The following is a 15,310-nucleotide window of genomic DNA, read 5'->3' on the forward strand; positions in this document are numbered from 1 at the left end:
AGTGCTGGTACATCGCGGTGAGGAAGAGTCGAGTGCGAGTGTCGGACCACCGAACGGTCGACCTGCTCGTCATCGGGGCGGGAATGGCCGGCCTGACAGACGGCATCGCGTCGGCCCTGGTGTTCGGAGTCACCGCGGCCGACAGCGCGACGCTTCGCGCCGCGCCCCACCGGCGGGGGGCCGCGGCCGACTGACTGTCAGTGGCCAGGCCGTCGGCGGCGCGACGGTCGAAGTACACGAACGCCTACCGGAGTGCAGGCTCCGGCTCCGCCAAGCGCCTGAACTCACTTCGCCAACCAATCGGCTGCCAACGCACCCGCCCTTGGGTTCGTGAGCCCAGAGGTCGACCATGATGACTGGAACAAAGCAGTTCAGGGACCAGATGCGCACCCGGGCCGGGTCGGTTCACCCGCCCCTGGAAGGTGCGGCAGCGGTCGGCCGTGAAGTCCGGCCGACCGCATACCCACGTGGCGAGGTCCGGGCGTCGGACTTCCGCGTCGTAGAAGTGGAGGTGCGACAACCGCGTCCGGGCGAGGTACTGGTCCGCAACACATGGACATCCGTCGACGCCGCACTCCGGCTGCGGCTCAGGGAGACGGCGCCACCGGGATACTTTCCGGCCTTCCCGCTCGAAGAGCCGATGGACGGAATCATGACCGTCGGGGAGGTCGTCGAGTCTCGCGCAGACGGGTTCACCCGCGGCGACATGGTGTGGCACGCCTCCGGCTGGCGCGACTACGCGGTCGTCGAGGCGGAGAAGCCGGCGCTCGGCGGTGTCGGCACTCTCACGAAGCTCGACGTGCGCGTCGCACCTCCACAGGCCCACCTCGGCGCCCTCGGCGCCAACGGACTCACCGCCTACGCCGGCCTCTTCCATGTCGCGGGCCTGCGTGACGGTGACGTCGTCTGGGTCTCCGCCGCGGCCGGCGCCGTCGGCAGCCTCGCCGCACAGATGGCGAAGATCCGCGGGCATCGCGTCATCGGCAGCGCCGGTTCCGACGAGAAGGTGCGCTACCTCCTGGAGGAACTCGGCTTGGACGCCGCGTTCAACTACAAGCGCGGCACCCTTCCCGACCTTCTGCGCGAGGCGGCTCCGGACGGCATGGACGTCTACTTCGACAACGTCGGTGGCGACCACCTCGAGGCCGCTCTCGGGGCACTGCGGACATCGGGCCGCATCGCGATCTGCGGCATGATCTCGGAGTATGCGGCCGAGGAGCCGCCGCACGGCCCCGGAAACCTCATGCCGGCGGTGACGAAGAGCCTGACGATGCGCGGCTTCCGAGCCAGTGGCCACACCCACCTGCTGCCCGCGATGAGCCGGCACGTGGGCGCATGGATCCGCGAAGGCCGTCTCCGCTACCGCGAAACGATCGTCGACGGCCTGGCGCAGGCACCGGCGGCCCTGGCGGGACTCCTGCGGGGCGACAACATCGGCAAGACGCTTGTGCGGATCGACGGCGTCACGCATCGTGAGAGCGCCGCCGACTGAGGCGGGCCACGCAGGGCGCCGAGTATCCCCCGGCACATCGAACCCCCGTACGTTCGCCGTCGCCACCCTCATCGGCGCGAACTGGTCAGGTTGCCGCCGCCCTACCCACGGCGGCCCGATCGGGCCGCTACTGAACTGAAATAAGTCCAGCACATGCCACTGGGCGGTCCCACGGCACTCCCCGCACAGCCCTGCTGCCGCCACCACAGGGGCGCAACCGACACGGGAAGGGAATCCTGAGCCCACATCGGGCGGCCTTCGAGCTCACAGTGGTCGACGTCACCCATGGTCCGAGCCGGGCCGGAGCAAGCACAGCCACCGCGCACCGCCCCGCCGCCCCTTCCACGCACCGTCCCTTCACCCCGCCCGTGGTGCGGCTGTGAATTCTATTGCCTAACCGAGTTCAGTTTGGTAACTTCCACGCAATCTTGGCCATCCGGCCACCATCCAGCGCAAAGTCCACTCGGTTACTGCGCCGGTTCGGCCGGGAGCCGGTTTCACCTAAGGGAGCCGAGAATGAGATCAGATCCGCGACGGCGCGGGGCTTTGCTCATCCTGCTATCGATCACCACCCTGCTCGTCGCCTCGTGCGGCGGCGGCAACGACAACACCTCCGAGTCCAAGGTCGTGCCCGCGACGGCGGACATGGACGAACTGGTCGCCGCCGCGAAGGAGGAAGGACAGATCACGGTCTACTCGGCCCAGGATCTGACCGCCCTCAACAACCTCGCGAAAGCCTTCGAGGCCAAGTACCCGGGGATCGACGTCAAGACCGTCCGGGGCGTCGACGGTGACCTCGGCGTGAAGGTCGAGACGGAGTTCAACACCGGCAAGGGCATCGCCGACATGTACGTCAGCGCGAGCCTGTCCTGGGTGAAGCCGCAGGCCGAGGCCGGGCGGTTCCTGGCACCGACCGGTCCCGAACTGACCGGCAAGGGCGACTACGACGCCAAGCAGTACGTCCACGAAGGCAACTACTTCGAGACCAACTCCGCGGTCCTCACGTTCGGCTGGAACACCAAGCTCCATCCCGAAGGGCTGACCGACTACCCGGACCTGCTCGACCCGTCACTCGCCGGCGGCAAGATCGGCGTGATCGAGCCGACGGCACCGTCGCTCGTCGACTTCTACCTGTGGCTGGAGGAGACCTACGGCGCCGACTTCGTGAAGAAGCTGGCCGCCCAGAAGCCGCGCATCTACCCCAGCTCCCTGCCGATGGGTGAGGCACTGCAGTCCGGCGAGATCACCGCCGGCAGCTTCATAGCGCCGATCGCGCTCGAGCCCGCGAAGAAGAAGGGCGCGCCGGTCGACTACCGCATGCCGTCGGACGGTGCGTGGGGCGCCCGGTACTACGGCATGGTGCTGAAGAGCGGCCCGCACCCCAACGCCGGTCAGCTGTTCGCCAACTTCATGGTGACCGCCAAGGGCCAGGAGCTGATCACGCCGTCCGCCGGATCGGTGCTGCCCAAGGTCCCCGGCACAGTGATCACCAACGACAAGGTGCGCGTACAGGATCCGGCCAAGCTCACACCCGAGGCCGTGGCCACGTACCAGAAGAAGTGGAAGTCACTGTTCCAGTAGGGGCGGTGCAGCGCGTCAGCAAGTAACGACGCACAGCAGTGTGGGCACCCGCGTCGACGGGCGCCCACTCACCTGATCTTTGGATGTGAGGAGTCCCCCGTGTCCCACGTGCGCATCGAGGGTCTGACGAAAAGGTTCGCCGGCAAGCCACCTGCGGTCGCCGTGGACGACCTGTCGCTGGAGATCGAGCGGGGCGAGTTCATCGTTCTGCTCGGCCCGAGCGGCTGCGGGAAAACCACGACTCTGCGCTGTCTGGCCGGTCTGGAGACGCCCGATGTGGGACGCATCTCGCTGGGCGACCAGACGGTGCTGGATGTACGCGGGAAGGTCAACCTTCCCCCGAACAAGCGCCGGATCGGGATGGTGTTCCAGTCGTACGCGCTGTGGCCGCACATGACCGTGCGCCGCAACATCGGATACCCCCTGAAGACCAGACGGGTGCCCCGTGAGCAGGCGCGCACGCGGATCGAGGAAGCGGCGGAGCTGGTCGAGTGCTCCGCCCTGCTCGACCGTTATCCGGCGCAGCTCAGCGGCGGCCAGCAGCAGCGGGTCGCCCTGGCCCGCGGTCTGGCCGCCCAACCCGACCTGGTGCTCTTCGACGAGCCGCTGAGCAACCTCGATGCCCGGCTGCGCGACCAGGTGCGCGCCCAGCTGCACGAGTTGCACGCACGGCTGGGTTTCACCGCCGTGTTCGTCACCCACGACCAGAGCGAGGCGCTGGCGCTCGGCGACCGCCTGGCGATCATGAATGCGGGGCGGATCGAGCAACTCGACACTCCGGAGCGGGTCTTCGAGGAACCGGCCACCGAGTACGTCGCCGGCTTCATCGGCATGTCGAACCGGCTTCCGCTCCAACGTCAGGGCGTGGGGTGGGCCCTCGCCTCCCCTTCGGACGCCGACGGCCAGGCCGACGCTCCGGGCAGGACCGTGGTCGACGAGCTCCCGGTGCCCCGCTCGCACAGCGACGTCGCCGCCCGGCTGCGCCCCGACGACCTTCAGCTCTGTCCGGCCGACGAGAAACCACCGGCCCACAGCGTCGGCCTCCCGGCGGAGGTCGTCGACGCGCAGTTCGGCGGGCGCCACATGGACGTGGTCGTCGCGATCGGCGACAGCCGCCTGCATGCCCGGGCACCGCTGACCGGCAAGCCATGGGCCCGGGGCCTGTCACGGGGACAGCGGGTGACCGCGTGGTTCCCTAGGGACGCTGCCATCTACTACGGCGCCGACGGGGTACGGACGACCGAGCACGCCCCCGCCGCCACAGTGGGGGCGTGACATCGTGACCGCACCCGCCGTAGCACCCCCCACCCCCACGACGACACGGCCGCACCCGGCCCCGTCACCCTCGACCGCGTTGATCCGTGCGCGGCGTCACCTGCCACGGCTCGGCGCGCTCGCTTTCCTGGCCGCCATCGGCTACCTGGTGATCGCGCCTCTGGTGGGCCTGCAACGGCTGGCCTTCGAGGACGACGCCCGTGGCTACAGTGCCGCCTTCGACAGCCCGGACATGGCCGAGACGCTGCGCACGACGGCCGGCATGGCGCTGGGTTCGCTGGTCATCGCGCTCGTCCTCGGCACATTCCTGGCCTGGGCGGCGACCCGCTTGCCGCCCCGCCTGCGGCTGCTGCGCGTCCTGCCCGTCCTGCCCATCGTGGTCCCGGCCGTGGCGGCGGTGACCGGCTGGGCGTTCCTGTTCTCGCCCCGCCCCGGCTACCTCAACGCGGCGCTGCGCAACCTGCCCTGGTGGAACCATCTCGACGAGGGCCCTGTCGACATCTACACGCTGCCCTGGATCGTGCTCATCACCGGTTTCGGCCTGACCGCCTTCGTCTATCTGTTCGTCAGCGCCGGCTTCGGCAACATCAACTCGGAGCTGATCGAGGCGGCACAGGTCAGCGGATCGTCGCCGGCCGGAGTGTTCTTCCGGGTGACGCTGCCGCTGCTGCGACCGGTCCTGGTGTACGGGGGGTTCGTGGCCCTGCTCCTTGGACTCGGCCAGTTCACGGGCCCCCTGCTGCTCGGCAGGAACAACGGCGTCAACGTCCTCACCACCGACATGTACGTCGCCGTGTCGCAGAGTCCGGTCGACTACGGCAGGGCGGCCGCGATCGGCTCACCGCTGCTGCTCTTCGGTATCGCCGTCGTCCTCTTCCAGAAGGTGATCCTCGGCGACCACAGCCGCTTCGTCACGCACGGCGGCAAGGCGTTCCGGTCCGGCGGGCGGCCGTCGTGGGTGGCGGTCACGGGCATCGTCGTCTACGGCCTGGTCGCGCTCGCGCTGCCGCTGGGCGCGCTCACGGTGGTGTCGCTCTCCGCCTTCTGGAGCGGCAGGATCGAGCCGAGTGGGTTCACGCTCGACAACTTCCGGCGCGTGTTCCAGGAGTCGGGGATCACCGACGCGATCGTCAACAGCCTCGTCACCTCGGTCATCTCCGTCGCCATCGCGCTCCCGCTCGGCTTCATCGCCGCCTCACTGCTGCTCAGGGGGCGCCGGTTCCGCGTCATCCGGGCCGCGGTCGACTTCATCGTGGCGATGCCTCTCGGGATCCCCGCGGTGGTCTTCGGCGCCGGTTTCCTGCTGACGTACAGCCGCGAGCCGTTCATTCTGTACGGCACCCGAACGGTGATCGTCCTCGTCTATGTGACGCTGATGCTGCCCTTCGCGACCCGGATGCAGCTGTCCGGGATGGTGGCACTCGGCGACACCTACCAGGAGGCGTCGCGGACCAGCGGGGCGGGCGCGCTACGGACCACCACCGAGATCGTGCTGCCGCTGCTGCGCCCCACGCTCGCGGGAGCCGGAGCGCTGATGTTCGTGCTGCTCACCCACGAGTTCACCGCGTCGCTGCTGGTACGGGCGCCCACGACGCAGGTCATGGGGACCATCCTGTTCGACTACTGGTCCAACGGCTCCTATCCGCTGGTCGCCGCCATCGCGCTCGTTATGACGATGGTGACCTCGGCAGGCGTCTTCGTGGCCATGTCGGTCGCCGGCTCCGACATCTTCGCGAAGCTCTGACCACGTGTGACCGCGCGGGCCGGCATCGGGAAGGCGATCGCCGTGGAGAAGGCGCTCACCGAACGGAACGAGACGACGGCGGCCGTGGCCGCCGTCGTACGCTCCGATTTCGTGGCGGAGTGGCTTGTCAGCGACCCGCGACCTGCGACCTGCGACCTGCGACCTGCGACCGCATCGTGGCCGATCCCCCACGCGGCCGGACAGAACAAAGCTCGGTGGCGTCTTTCGCCGGCCCGGAGCCGGCGATCCTCCCCCGGTGCCCAGACGGTACCGAGCGTGTCGAACGTCGTGCCGAACGGCTCGCCCGGATCCGCGACCGCCCGGGAGAACCGAACGCCACCCGCGCACACGTCACCCTTCGGCGGGCCTTGTGGAGCATGCCGCCCGAGCGAGCTGAGGGGTGACCGCCGCTCACAGCATCGGCAGGCCCGCCCGACGCCTCATACATCCTCGCGGACCGTGAGCAGGGCACCGATCCCGATCACGCAGACCACCATGACGAAGAACGCCGGGGAGAGCAGGTTCCCGGTCCGCTGGACAAGGAAGGCCGAGATGTACGGAGCCGTGCCGCCCGCGAGGACGGTGCCGACGTTGTACCCGATCGCCATGCCGGTGTACCGGACCCGGCGTTCGAACAGGTGCGGCCACAGACTGGCCGCCGGGACCTGCACGAACGCGCTGCTCAGCATGAAGAGCAGGTAGGCCACGCCGGCCAGAGGCAGGCTGTGCCGGCCCATGAGCATCATCGCGGGGTAGGCGGTCACCAGGAATCCCAGCAACCCGAACAACAGGATGCGACGGGAGCCGAACCGGGCGGCGAGCCAGCCGGCCGGCACCATGAGTAGCACGGTGACGAGCACGACGCTCGCGCTCAGCCAGAGCACCTGCGTGGAGTCGTATCCCAGGTCGGTGGAGAGGTAGATGCCGATGTACGTCAGGCCGAGGAAGATGGCGCCGCCCGAGGAAGGCCCTGCGTTGCGGCGGGGCCGACTCATAGATGTAGGTGTAGGCGCCGACCGACTCGCCCCCCGTGGAGATGCCCTGCACCACTCGGGCCAGGAGCAGTACGGCGGCGGTCACGCCGATCTGACCGTAGGTCGGCAGCAGTCCCGTGATGCTGCCGGCCACTCCCATGCACAGCACCGAGGAGACCAGCGCCTTTCGGCGCCCCCATCGGTCGCCGAGCCATCCGAAGAAGACGCCGCCGACCGGCCGCACCACCAGGCCGGTGGCGAACACCGCCAGCGTCGCCAGGAGCGCGGCCGCTGGATCTTCGCTCGGGAAGAACTGGGGAGCGATCACCACGGCGAGATAGCCGTACACACTGAAGTCGTAGTACTCGATCAGTGTGCCGAGGCTGCCGGCGAGCATCGCACGGCGCACCGTGCGCGGATCGTACGCCGCTGTCTCCGACCCTGATGTGGCGGACCGCTGAGTGGCACTCATGCTCCGACTCCCCTTCCCAGGGCACGGTCCCGTACCATGCCGACGCCGGGGACGCTACAGAACTGAACTCAGCACAGCTAGCCCGATGTAAGGGTTTCTCGAAGGCGGAGGCCGAGGCCGGAGCGGCAACCGTTCATGAAAGCTGATTATGAGCTGCGACTTTGACAGCCAGCGTCAGCGCTTGAGTCATCGAGGCGCCACCGCGACATGGTTACCGCATCAACACGGCACGACCATTGACGCTCTGAATTCGATTTGGGTCGACCTTCAGCGTGCCCCGCTCCAACGGGTAGGGGCGGTGGACGGAGCCGCCAAGGGTGCCACCTGGTCACGCCACCCACGGGCGCCGAGCCGACCGCCCCCTCCACCGGTTCAACGCACGCCGGCCAGCCGCAGCGCGAAGTCGCCGTACTGGTACACGATCTGATCCTCCGTCAGATCGCCGTCCTCGCGGTACCAGACGGGCACACCCATCCCGAGGTCCAAGATCGCGTAGGAGGTCAGCTTCACCGTGGTGACACTGAAGCGCCCGGCCTGCACTCCCTCACCGAGCAACGTCCTGAACGCCTGCTCGTAGGCCGCGCGCCGCTGAAGGACCTCCGCACGGTGGGGTTCGTCCAGGCTGCGGATCTCCCGGGTCCCCACGAACGCCTCGAGGCGGTGCCGGGCGTGGTAGCGAACATGAGCCTCCGCGGCCCGGCGCAGCCGCTCCACCACGTCCTCACAACCGGAGACAGCGACACGGTGGTTTCGTAGCAGGTCGTCCATCGTGCCCGTCATGATCTGGGCGAGCAGCTCCTGCTTGGAGCCCACATGCTTGTACAGACTCGGCCCGCGCATCCCCACCGCTTCGCCGATGTCCGCCATCGTGGTGGCGGCGTACCCTCGCTCCGCGAACAGGACGAGCGCCGCGTTCCGGATCTCCGCCGCACGCGGCCCCGGGGCCCGGCCGGCCGCCGTGCGGCCCCGGGGGACCACCGCCGACTGACTGCCGCGCTGTGACGTCACGCTTCCCCTGCCCTGCCCTTCGGCCAGTGATGCGTAGCCGCATGCCCACTTCCCCTGAGCCCAGCTCACCGTAATGCATCCGGGAAGGCGATTCCCGTACTGGCTGAAGCAGAGCCGAACCCCAGTCCGGCGACAGTAGTGTCCACCGGTCACACGCAACCAGCGCCCCGCGGCTCCGACTGCCGCTTTTCCACACCACCACTCTTCCAAACAGAATTGAATTCAGTTAACTTTTGACGGAAGTCACTGACCAGGAGGTCAACCATGGCGTTCGTTCTCATCCACGGCGCAAGCTTCGGCGCGAACTGCTGGGACGAGCTGATACCCCACCTGAGATCGGAAGCGCTCGCAGTCGACCTTCCGGGGCACGGCTCCAGGACCGGAGCCGACCTCGGCTCGGTCACGCTCGCGGACTGCGCGGACGCGGTCCGCGAGGACATGGAGGCGAAGGATCTGCGGGACGTGGTGCTGGTCGGTCACTCCTTCGCGGGAGTCACGATCCCGCGCGTCCTGGACCTCGTACCTGACCGGATCCGCCATGTCGTCCTCGTGTCGGCCGTGGTGCCGCCGGACGGGACAAGGGTGCTTGACCAGATCGATCCCGGAGTGCGGGATCTGGTCGAGCAGTCCATCGCCGACGGTGTCTATCACCAGACCCGTGAAGGCGCCGCCGCGATGCTGTGCAACGACATGGATGAGGCGACCACCTCGTCCACCCTGGACCTGTTGGCCGATGACTCCGCCGCCTTGCTGCGCGAGACCGTGGACCTGAGCGGCTACCGACGCCAGATCCCCCGGACGTATGTGCACCTCACGCGGGACCAGTGCTACGTCGAGGAACTCCAGCAACGATCCATGGCGCTCCTTCGGCCCGATGTCATCGACCTCGACACCGGCCACATGGCGATGATCAGCGCGCCCGAAAGGCTCGCCGCCGTCCTCAACGCCATCCACGGCTGACCGCCGGCTCGGCCTGCGGCCGAATTTCCGGCGTACCCGCGCGGCTACCGCAGTACGCGCGGCGGTCACGCCGGCGAAGCACGGAGTGGACCCCGTCCGGGTGACCACACGGCGGACGGGTCGGGCGTGCCGAAGTCGCCCCGGGACCCGCGCTCGGCCCCGACCGCCAAGGTGAGCAGCCGTCGGTGCGTCCGCGCAGGTCGCACGGCGGAAGGGGAGGCCGATGGACCCCGGGTGATCTCCTCCTGGCGCAGCGATGATACTGGCAGGCGCACATGCCCCTGCTTCCCTGTGGCTGAACGAGGCACACGAGTACCTGCTGCATCCGGAGCACGGTGAATCGGTCGTCGCGGGTCTGCGGGTTCTGCTCGCCTACGACAGGCTCGCGCCCGTCTTGATCCTCGGCACGATATGGCCCGGGCATGGCTACTTCGATGACGTGGCCTACCCGCCGGACCGCACCATCAGACACGAGTCCTGTTCGCAGGGCGGGCCCTGAGCGTGCCGAGCCAGTTCGACCCGGACCTTGTCGACGCTTCACGGACCTCTCCTGACCCACGCCTCGCCGAAGCGGCCAACCGGGCGCGGGACGGGATGATCACTCAGTACCTTGCTGCGGCCCCCGAACTGCTCCAGCTGTCTGAGCTGGTGCAACCCGGTCCGAGGGCGTTGCTGTCCGCTGCCATGACGCCCGCCGACTCGGCCACCCGAAGGGCCTGCCCCTGCCCTTCCTCGCGGCCGCGGCCGAGGCCTACTTTTCCGACTCCGAGTGGGACCTGCTGCCGGACGACTGGTGCGAGCAGGCGCTGTCCCTGCTGACCCGGCCAGTCAAGGGAACCCGCGGGCCGCTGCACCTCCAAAGGCCTCTTAGCTTGACTCTGTCGGGGATCTTGGAGATGCCGGTCAGGTTCCCAGGGTTCGCCAGGACTTCAGCCGGGGTATCTCGCGCTGGTCGAGGTAGTGCTGGAAGGCAGTCGGTCGGCGGGACGTGGGTGCTTCTTCGGCCGGTGGCAGTCCGCTGAGGCGCTCGATGTTGACGGCAATGGCCGTCAGAACGTGCTGGATGTGGGCCTTTCCTTGTCCTCGGTAGCGGCAGCGCCGCATGCCGTGTCCGTGGGCGAACTCGTTGACCGTGCCCTCCACTCCCGAGCGGACCGCATAGCGGGTCTTCCACTCGGGCGTCTGTTGCTCCGCGCGGACGCGAAGTTGCAGGTCACGGAGTTCTCGCGGGGGAAAGCCCACGGTTCGGGCGCTGTCGGCGGTGGAGGTGCACTGGGTGCGGGCCGGGCAGGGACGGCACTGACTCTTGGTGAACCTGGCCACGATCAGCGGGGCCGCGGTGGGTGACGAGGTTGGGTAAGGGCCGTGCCAGCCCGCACTGACCTGCCCCTGGGGGCACGTGACCTGCTGACGGTCGTAGTCGATGTGGAAGTCGTCCCGGGCGAAGCCCTCGTTCTGCCGGTGTTGGCGGGTGGGGTTGCTCCGCAGCGGCCCGGAGACGGTGACCTGGTGTTCACGGGTGGCCTGTTCGAGGTGGGGCAGGGACGTGTAGCCGGCGTCGACCAGATGCTCGGCGGGCAGCAGCCCGCGCCGCGCCAGACGGGTGTGGATGCCGGGCAGGACCTGACTGTCGTGGGTGGTGGCCGCGGTGGTGGCCACGTCCGTGATCACGTTGGGGCCGTCGGGGGCACAGGTCTCCGTCAGATGAGCGGCGAACCCCTTCCAGCTGATGATGTGCCCGTGCCTCGCATAGCGGGCCGAGGTGTCGTAGGGCGAGACGACTGCCCGGGACGAGGGCGGCTGCCCGGGTCCGCCTTCCTTCTCGGCGGTGCGCCAGCGCAGCCGGCCTGCCTGGTCACGGTGGTAGTTCTGCACCATGATCTGGCGCAGGGCCTGGACGCGAGGGCCGGACGTGCGGCCTGCTCCGCGCCGGTAGAGGTGTTCCAGGAGCCGGACGGCATCGTTCCCGGTGGCCAGGATCCTGGTCGTGGGCTTGGTGGGGTTCTTGCCCAGGCGGACCGGCCGACCGTAGCGGCGGCCCCACTCCTCATCGACCAGCTCGTCCAGCAGGTGAGGGGACATACCGGCGACTTCTTCGAGTGCGGCGCGGACCGCCTCGGTGACCAGCTCCAGGCGGGTCAGGTCGCGCACCGCGGCCAGGACGTGGGTGGAGTCGGTGCGCTGCGTGGTGCGCTCGCGCACCAGTCCGGCCTCCGTGAGGCGGGCCAGCGCGAGGTCGAGGAGGCGATCAGCGCGGTCGCCTTCGGCGAGACGGTCTCGGAAGTCGGCCAGCACGCTGTGGTGGAACCCGGGATCGTCCAGTTCCATCGCCATGGCGTACTTGAAGTCGATGCGACAGCGGACCGCCTCGGCGGCCTGCCGGTCCGACAGGCCGAGCAGGAACTGCAGCACACAGACGGTGGCCAGTTGAGCAGGCGAGAGCCCCGGGCGCCCATCCCGCGGGTACCAGTCGGCGAAGTCCTCGTCGCACCACAGCCCATCGAGGCGATCGCGTACCCATATCGCCGTCGTACCGCCCGGATTGCTCGCCCGCGCGATCTGCGCGGTCAGAGAGGGGACTTGCTCACCGGAACGAGGGCGAAGGGACAACGGGCACCTCGACAACTGCATCGGTCGACGGAACCACCCGAGCATGCCCGTTGATCATGCTGCCGCACCGAGGAACTCCAAGATCCCCGACAGAGTCAAGCTCAGCAGCGGCATCAACCGCCTCAAGGGGCACCGGGCCGTGGCGGCCAGGTACGACAAACTCGCGGTCCGCTACGAGGCAACCGTTCTGGTCGCGGCCATCAACGAGTGGTTGTGACGAGAACGGACACTCAGCTGCCGAACCCGGTCAACGCGCCACGGGCATCGAAACTCGCGCTGGACGCCCAGGCGATCTCCCAGCGATTGCCTTCCGGGTCTGCGATATACGCCGACCGGCCGCTCCAAGGACGGTCCACCGGATCAGCAACCGCGATGGCACCCGCCGCAACCGCGGCCGCGAAGGCTGCATCCACTTGCCGACGGCTGTCCACGTTGCAGGCGAGCGTGATTCCCGACCACACAGCGGGAGACGGGATGGTGGCGGCCGCACCGAAGGGGGACATAAGCGTGGAGAGCCAGATGTACGAGTGGCCGCGCGAGGCGACCGACATGAACGCCGCAGCACTGGAGCAGTGGCTAGCCGGACACGGCTGGGAGATCGACCCGACGGTCTTCATGGCCGGCGCGCGGGGTCCCGCGGTCCAGGTGCGGCGTATCGGCGCGGCCTGGCAGGATGGCGAGCCCGGGCTGCTGATCCTGCCCGGCGAGATGGTGGAGTACGACGGCGCGCAGATGCGCACGGTGGTCCGCCCGGTGACGGCGGCTTCCGTGGCCATGTAGCCCCCGGCGGCTCTGGAATGCGGACAGCCCCCTTGGCCTGGTGGTCAAGGGGGCTGTCTCTTTGGTAGCGGGGACAGGATTTGAACCTGCGACCTCTGGGTTATGAGCCCAGCGAGCTACCGAGCTGCTCCACCCCGCGTCGGTATGACCACTCTACGCCACTGCCCCTCTGCTCCTGACCGGATTCACCCCAGGCTGCTGTAGGTTCCAGGGCTCCGTTAGCAGTGTCGGTCGATCTCTAGCAGTCGGCTAGCAATCTTCCGACGCGCGTTAGCAACGACTGTAACGTACACGCCATCGGCCCCGACGCGATCATGGCCCGCGTCAACGCCCGGGAAGGCACCACCGAGGACCTCACTGAGCAGGCCGCCGCGTGCCGCAACCTCCTGGGCCGACGCATCCTGTCAGAGCGAGGCACCGAGATCGGCCTCCTCCAGGACATCGACTTCGACCCCGAATCCGGCCAGTCCTGGGCCTGCTCACCTCGTCCGGCACCCTTCCGGGCCAGGGACTGCTCGGCATAGGCTCCTACGCCGTGGTCGTCCAGGAAACCTGAGTGGTCGGCTCCGGAAGTCCTTCGGGGTTTGACCTGGAAGCAGGTCGATAGGTCGATGCGTCTACGACGGCCCGTCTGACCCACCAACAACGTAGGACCGGCTGAGCCACAGGTCGCCGAGCGGCGAGCGGCCCCAGGCGTGTGCGCCTGCCGAGAATGTCATCCATGCAGCTCAGGCGCTTGTTCGGTGCTGCAGCAGGATGAGCACTTGTGTTGCTCCGTCTCGCCTACCTGACCGTCGCCAACGCGTCGTAGGAGCCGTACGGGTCGCTGCCGTACGAGCGCAGCGCCCCGGTGTCGGTGGACAGCACGGCCGTGTCGGGGTGCGCGGTGCGCCACTACTTCCACGTCGTCCACACCAGCGGGACGGTGTCCAGCTTCGTGCCCTTCAGCGGGCCGCTCATCGCCTGTCCGAGCAGTTGGGGCCACTGTGAGCCGGTCTGCCGGTCGTACATCAGCAGGTTGGAGTTGACAAGCTTGCCGGTGATGCCGAACGTCAGGTCCTGGACGCTGGGCGGGGCGGAAGAGCTGATGACCGTGCCGGTCAGCGGGCAGTAGGTGACCGCGAGCGGCTGGCCGCCGACGGTGTCGTTGACGATCTCGTGCCACACCAGCACCATCTGCGGGTACGCCCTCACCTCACCCCGGTGCTCCAGCCCGAAGACCGGATCGCCGTCGGAGAGGAAGCCCGCCTGGCTCGCGGTGACGAAGCGGGGCCGGTCGATGGAGGGGATGCCGTCCTTGCCCGGGCCGCCGGACACGGCCGCCGCAGCGAGTGCTTCAAGGGACGGATCCTGCCCCGGCTGCACGGCCGTCACCCGTTCGGCCAACCCGAGAAGGTCTGCCAGCCGATCACGCCGCCGCCGACGAGCACTACGGTGGCCACACCGATCGCGCCGGCGCCCTTGAGGGCCTGCCGCCTGCCCCGGTGGGGAGAATTTCGGCCATTCACCTTGGACCTCCCGAAGCGGTCCGGGACCACGGCCCCCGCCGCAGCGGAGACCGCCGGCTACCACGATCGTGCCAGGACGCGGCTGGCGGTTCGGTGAGCGCGCTTACAGTTCTCCCCGCCCCCGGGCACCTACCGTCGGGGCATGGTGCTCAGGATCGTGCTCGGGACGCTGTACACGGCGATGGCCGTCGGCCAGCTCGCCTCCTTCGAGCACATGCCGCGGATCCTGTCCGCGTACGGGCTGGTGTCCGGCAGTGCCGCGACCGGGCTGGCCGCGGCGCTGATCGCGGGGGAGCTGGTGTGCGGGGTCTGGTTCCTGGCCCGTCCCCGCTCGACGGCCCTGGCGCCGGTGTGGGTGTACACGGCCGTCTCGGTGGTGTGGACGGTGCTGGCCGTGCAGGCGTACGCGCGGGGCCTGGTGGTGGACAACTGCGGCTGCTTCGGCATCTACCTCACGCAGCGGCTGAACTGGTTCGTGCTGCTCCAGGACGCGGCGACCTTGCTGTACGCCGGCCCGCTGGTCCGCTCCGCCCGCCGGGCGCCCGCCCCTTCACCCGCTGGCCGAGAGGAGGCGAGCGGTGATGTCCGCGTCCCGTGAACGGTCCGGGCTCGGCGGCATGGCCGCGGTGGTGGGTGCCGGGCTGGTGATGGTGGTGTGCTGCGCGGGCCCGCTGCTCGTGGCCGGCGGAGCACTCGGCGCCGTCGGCGGGGCGCTGGGCCATCCCTGGCTGATCACCGTCGGTGCGGTCGTACTGCTCGCCGGCACCGGCTACGCCCTGCACTGCCGGGCCCGCCGACGCCGGGGCGCCGGGGCGGAGGACTGCTGCCCGGCCGCCCCAGCCGAGCCCCGGCCGAACGAACACGTTGATGTAGCCGATCCGGGCGGCGATGTCCGCTGAACGCAAG

16 protein-coding genes, 1 tRNA gene and 2 pseudogenes are annotated in these 15,310 nt (G+C 68.9%); 12 read left to right on the top strand and 7 right to left on the bottom strand.

Going from position 1 to position 15,310, the window contains the following annotated elements; translation table 11 throughout:
• Nucleotides 1-38: 38 nt before the first annotated feature.
• The 5 genes from P8T65_RS01880 (at nt 39) to P8T65_RS01900 (ending at nt 6,092) form a co-directional block, all read left to right on the top strand.
• Entirely contained in the window at nt 39-194 is a 156-nt protein-coding gene (locus P8T65_RS01880; protein WP_316723659.1) for a hypothetical protein, read from the top strand.
• A 188-nt stretch (nt 195-382) separates the two neighbouring features.
• Nucleotides 383-1,492 (top strand): NADP-dependent oxidoreductase, encoded by a 1,110-nt coding sequence (locus tag P8T65_RS01885; RefSeq protein ID WP_316731453.1) that lies wholly within the window; start codon nt 383-385, stop codon nt 1,490-1,492.
• A gap of 516 nt (nt 1,493-2,008) precedes the next feature.
• On the top strand, nt 2,009-3,073 hold the full coding sequence (locus P8T65_RS01890) for an extracellular solute-binding protein (protein WP_316723660.1): 1,065 nt from the start codon (nt 2,009-2,011) through the stop codon (nt 3,071-3,073).
• Between the two features lie 99 nt (nt 3,074-3,172).
• Nucleotides 3,173-4,348: an ABC transporter ATP-binding protein gene (locus tag P8T65_RS01895; RefSeq protein WP_316723661.1), complete on the top strand. Its 1,176-nt coding sequence runs from the start codon at nt 3,173-3,175 to the stop codon at nt 4,346-4,348.
• A gap of 79 nt (nt 4,349-4,427) precedes the next feature.
• Entirely contained in the window at nt 4,428-6,092 is a 1,665-nt protein-coding gene (locus P8T65_RS01900; RefSeq protein WP_316723662.1) for an ABC transporter permease subunit, read from the top strand.
• 440 nt (nt 6,093-6,532) lie between these two features.
• Here P8T65_RS01900 and P8T65_RS01905 read toward each other — a convergent pair whose 3' ends face one another.
• From P8T65_RS01905 to P8T65_RS01915, 3 genes and pseudogenes are all read right to left on the bottom strand, one after another.
• On the bottom strand, nt 6,533-7,087 hold the full coding sequence (locus P8T65_RS01905) for an MFS transporter (RefSeq protein ID WP_316723663.1): 555 nt from the start codon (nt 7,085-7,087) through the stop codon (nt 6,533-6,535).
• 22 nt (nt 7,088-7,109) lie between these two features.
• A pseudogene (locus tag P8T65_RS01910) lies at nt 7,110-7,538 on the bottom strand (MFS transporter); the annotation flags it as partial.
• 372 nt (nt 7,539-7,910) lie between these two features.
• A complete protein-coding gene (locus tag P8T65_RS01915; protein ID WP_316723664.1) occupies nt 7,911-8,546 on the bottom strand; it encodes a TetR/AcrR family transcriptional regulator in 636 nt (211 codons plus the stop codon).
• 264 nt (nt 8,547-8,810) lie between these two features.
• On the opposite strand from P8T65_RS01915, the gene P8T65_RS01920 reads away from it, so the two are divergent.
• Together P8T65_RS01920 and P8T65_RS01925 are read left to right on the top strand one after the other, a co-directional pair.
• Entirely contained in the window at nt 8,811-9,506 is a 696-nt protein-coding gene (locus P8T65_RS01920) for an alpha/beta fold hydrolase (RefSeq protein WP_316723665.1), read from the top strand.
• 256 nt (nt 9,507-9,762) lie between these two features.
• Nucleotides 9,763-10,005 carry a hypothetical protein gene (locus tag P8T65_RS01925; RefSeq protein ID WP_316723666.1) on the top strand — a complete coding sequence of 81 codons (243 nt, stop codon included), beginning with the start codon at nt 9,763-9,765 and terminating at the stop codon, nt 10,003-10,005.
• A 404-nt stretch (nt 10,006-10,409) separates the two neighbouring features.
• Here P8T65_RS01925 and P8T65_RS01930 read toward each other — a convergent pair whose 3' ends face one another.
• On the bottom strand, nt 10,410-12,116 hold the full coding sequence (locus P8T65_RS01930) for an IS1182 family transposase (protein WP_316723667.1): 1,707 nt from the start codon (nt 12,114-12,116) through the stop codon (nt 10,410-10,412).
• Between the two features lie 43 nt (nt 12,117-12,159).
• Here P8T65_RS01930 and P8T65_RS47120 point away from each other — a divergent pair, with 43 nt between their 5' ends.
• Entirely contained in the window at nt 12,160-12,333 is a 174-nt protein-coding gene (locus P8T65_RS47120) for a hypothetical protein (protein ID WP_399098151.1), read from the top strand.
• Between the two features lie 13 nt (nt 12,334-12,346).
• On the opposite strand, the gene P8T65_RS47125 is transcribed toward P8T65_RS47120, so the two are convergent.
• Nucleotides 12,347-12,733 (bottom strand): VOC family protein, encoded by a 387-nt coding sequence (locus P8T65_RS47125; RefSeq protein WP_399098153.1) that lies wholly within the window; start codon nt 12,731-12,733, stop codon nt 12,347-12,349.
• Here P8T65_RS47125 and P8T65_RS01940 point away from each other — a divergent pair.
• Entirely contained in the window at nt 12,624-12,896 is a 273-nt protein-coding gene (locus P8T65_RS01940; RefSeq protein ID WP_316723668.1) for a hypothetical protein, read from the top strand. The two genes, P8T65_RS47125 and P8T65_RS01940, sit on opposite strands and share 110 nt — an antisense overlap.
• 62 nt (nt 12,897-12,958) lie before the next feature.
• Here the strand turns inward: P8T65_RS01940 and P8T65_RS01945 are convergent.
• Nucleotides 12,959-13,035 (bottom strand) — tRNA-Met (locus P8T65_RS01945).
• Between the two features lie 175 nt (nt 13,036-13,210).
• On the opposite strand from P8T65_RS01945, the gene P8T65_RS01950 reads away from it, so the two are divergent.
• Entirely contained in the window at nt 13,211-13,420 is a 210-nt protein-coding gene (locus P8T65_RS01950) for a hypothetical protein (RefSeq protein WP_316723669.1), read from the top strand.
• A gap of 259 nt (nt 13,421-13,679) precedes the next feature.
• Here the strand turns inward: P8T65_RS01950 and P8T65_RS01955 are convergent.
• Nucleotides 13,680-14,468: pseudogene (locus P8T65_RS01955) on the bottom strand (DUF3179 domain-containing protein).
• A gap of 78 nt (nt 14,469-14,546) precedes the next feature.
• On the opposite strand from P8T65_RS01955, the gene P8T65_RS01960 reads away from it, so the two are divergent.
• Both P8T65_RS01960 and P8T65_RS01965 read left to right on the top strand, forming a co-directional pair.
• On the top strand, nt 14,547-15,002 hold the full coding sequence (locus tag P8T65_RS01960) for a MauE/DoxX family redox-associated membrane protein (protein ID WP_316723670.1): 456 nt from the start codon (nt 14,547-14,549) through the stop codon (nt 15,000-15,002).
• Nucleotides 14,986-15,303, top strand: a complete 318-nt coding sequence (locus P8T65_RS01965) for a mercury transporter (RefSeq protein ID WP_316723671.1) — start codon at nt 14,986-14,988, stop codon at nt 15,301-15,303. The genes P8T65_RS01960 and P8T65_RS01965 overlap by 17 nt, the downstream gene beginning before the upstream one ends.
• The last annotated feature ends 7 nt before the right edge of the window (nt 15,304-15,310 follow it).

The sequence above is a fragment of the Streptomyces sp. 11x1 genome, from assembly GCF_032598905.1.
In the GTDB taxonomy this organism is placed as follows: domain Bacteria; phylum Actinomycetota; class Actinomycetes; order Streptomycetales; family Streptomycetaceae; genus Streptomyces.

Coding starts and splice junctions, on each gene's coding strand:
- P8T65_RS01890 (WP_316723660.1), top strand. CDS start 2,009: ATGAGATCAGATCCGCGACGGCGCGGGGCTTTGCTCATCCTGCTATCG.
- P8T65_RS01905 (WP_316723663.1), bottom strand. CDS start 7,087: ATGAGTCGGCCCCGCCGCAACGCAGGGCCTTCCTCGGGCGGCGCCATC.
- P8T65_RS01920 (WP_316723665.1), top strand. CDS start 8,811: ATGGCGTTCGTTCTCATCCACGGCGCAAGCTTCGGCGCGAACTGCTGG.
- P8T65_RS01950 (WP_316723669.1), top strand. CDS start 13,211: ATGGCCCGCGTCAACGCCCGGGAAGGCACCACCGAGGACCTCACTGAG.
- P8T65_RS01965 (WP_316723671.1), top strand. CDS start 14,986: ATGTCCGCGTCCCGTGAACGGTCCGGGCTCGGCGGCATGGCCGCGGTG.
- P8T65_RS01960 (WP_316723670.1), top strand. CDS start 14,547: ATGGTGCTCAGGATCGTGCTCGGGACGCTGTACACGGCGATGGCCGTC.
- P8T65_RS47120 (WP_399098151.1), top strand. CDS start 12,160: ATGCCCGTTGATCATGCTGCCGCACCGAGGAACTCCAAGATCCCCGAC.
- P8T65_RS47125 (WP_399098153.1), bottom strand. CDS start 12,733: ATGAAGACCGTCGGGTCGATCTCCCAGCCGTGTCCGGCTAGCCACTGC.
- P8T65_RS01885 (WP_316731453.1), top strand. CDS start 383: ATGCGCACCCGGGCCGGGTCGGTTCACCCGCCCCTGGAAGGTGCGGCA.
- P8T65_RS01925 (WP_316723666.1), top strand. CDS start 9,763: ATGATACTGGCAGGCGCACATGCCCCTGCTTCCCTGTGGCTGAACGAG.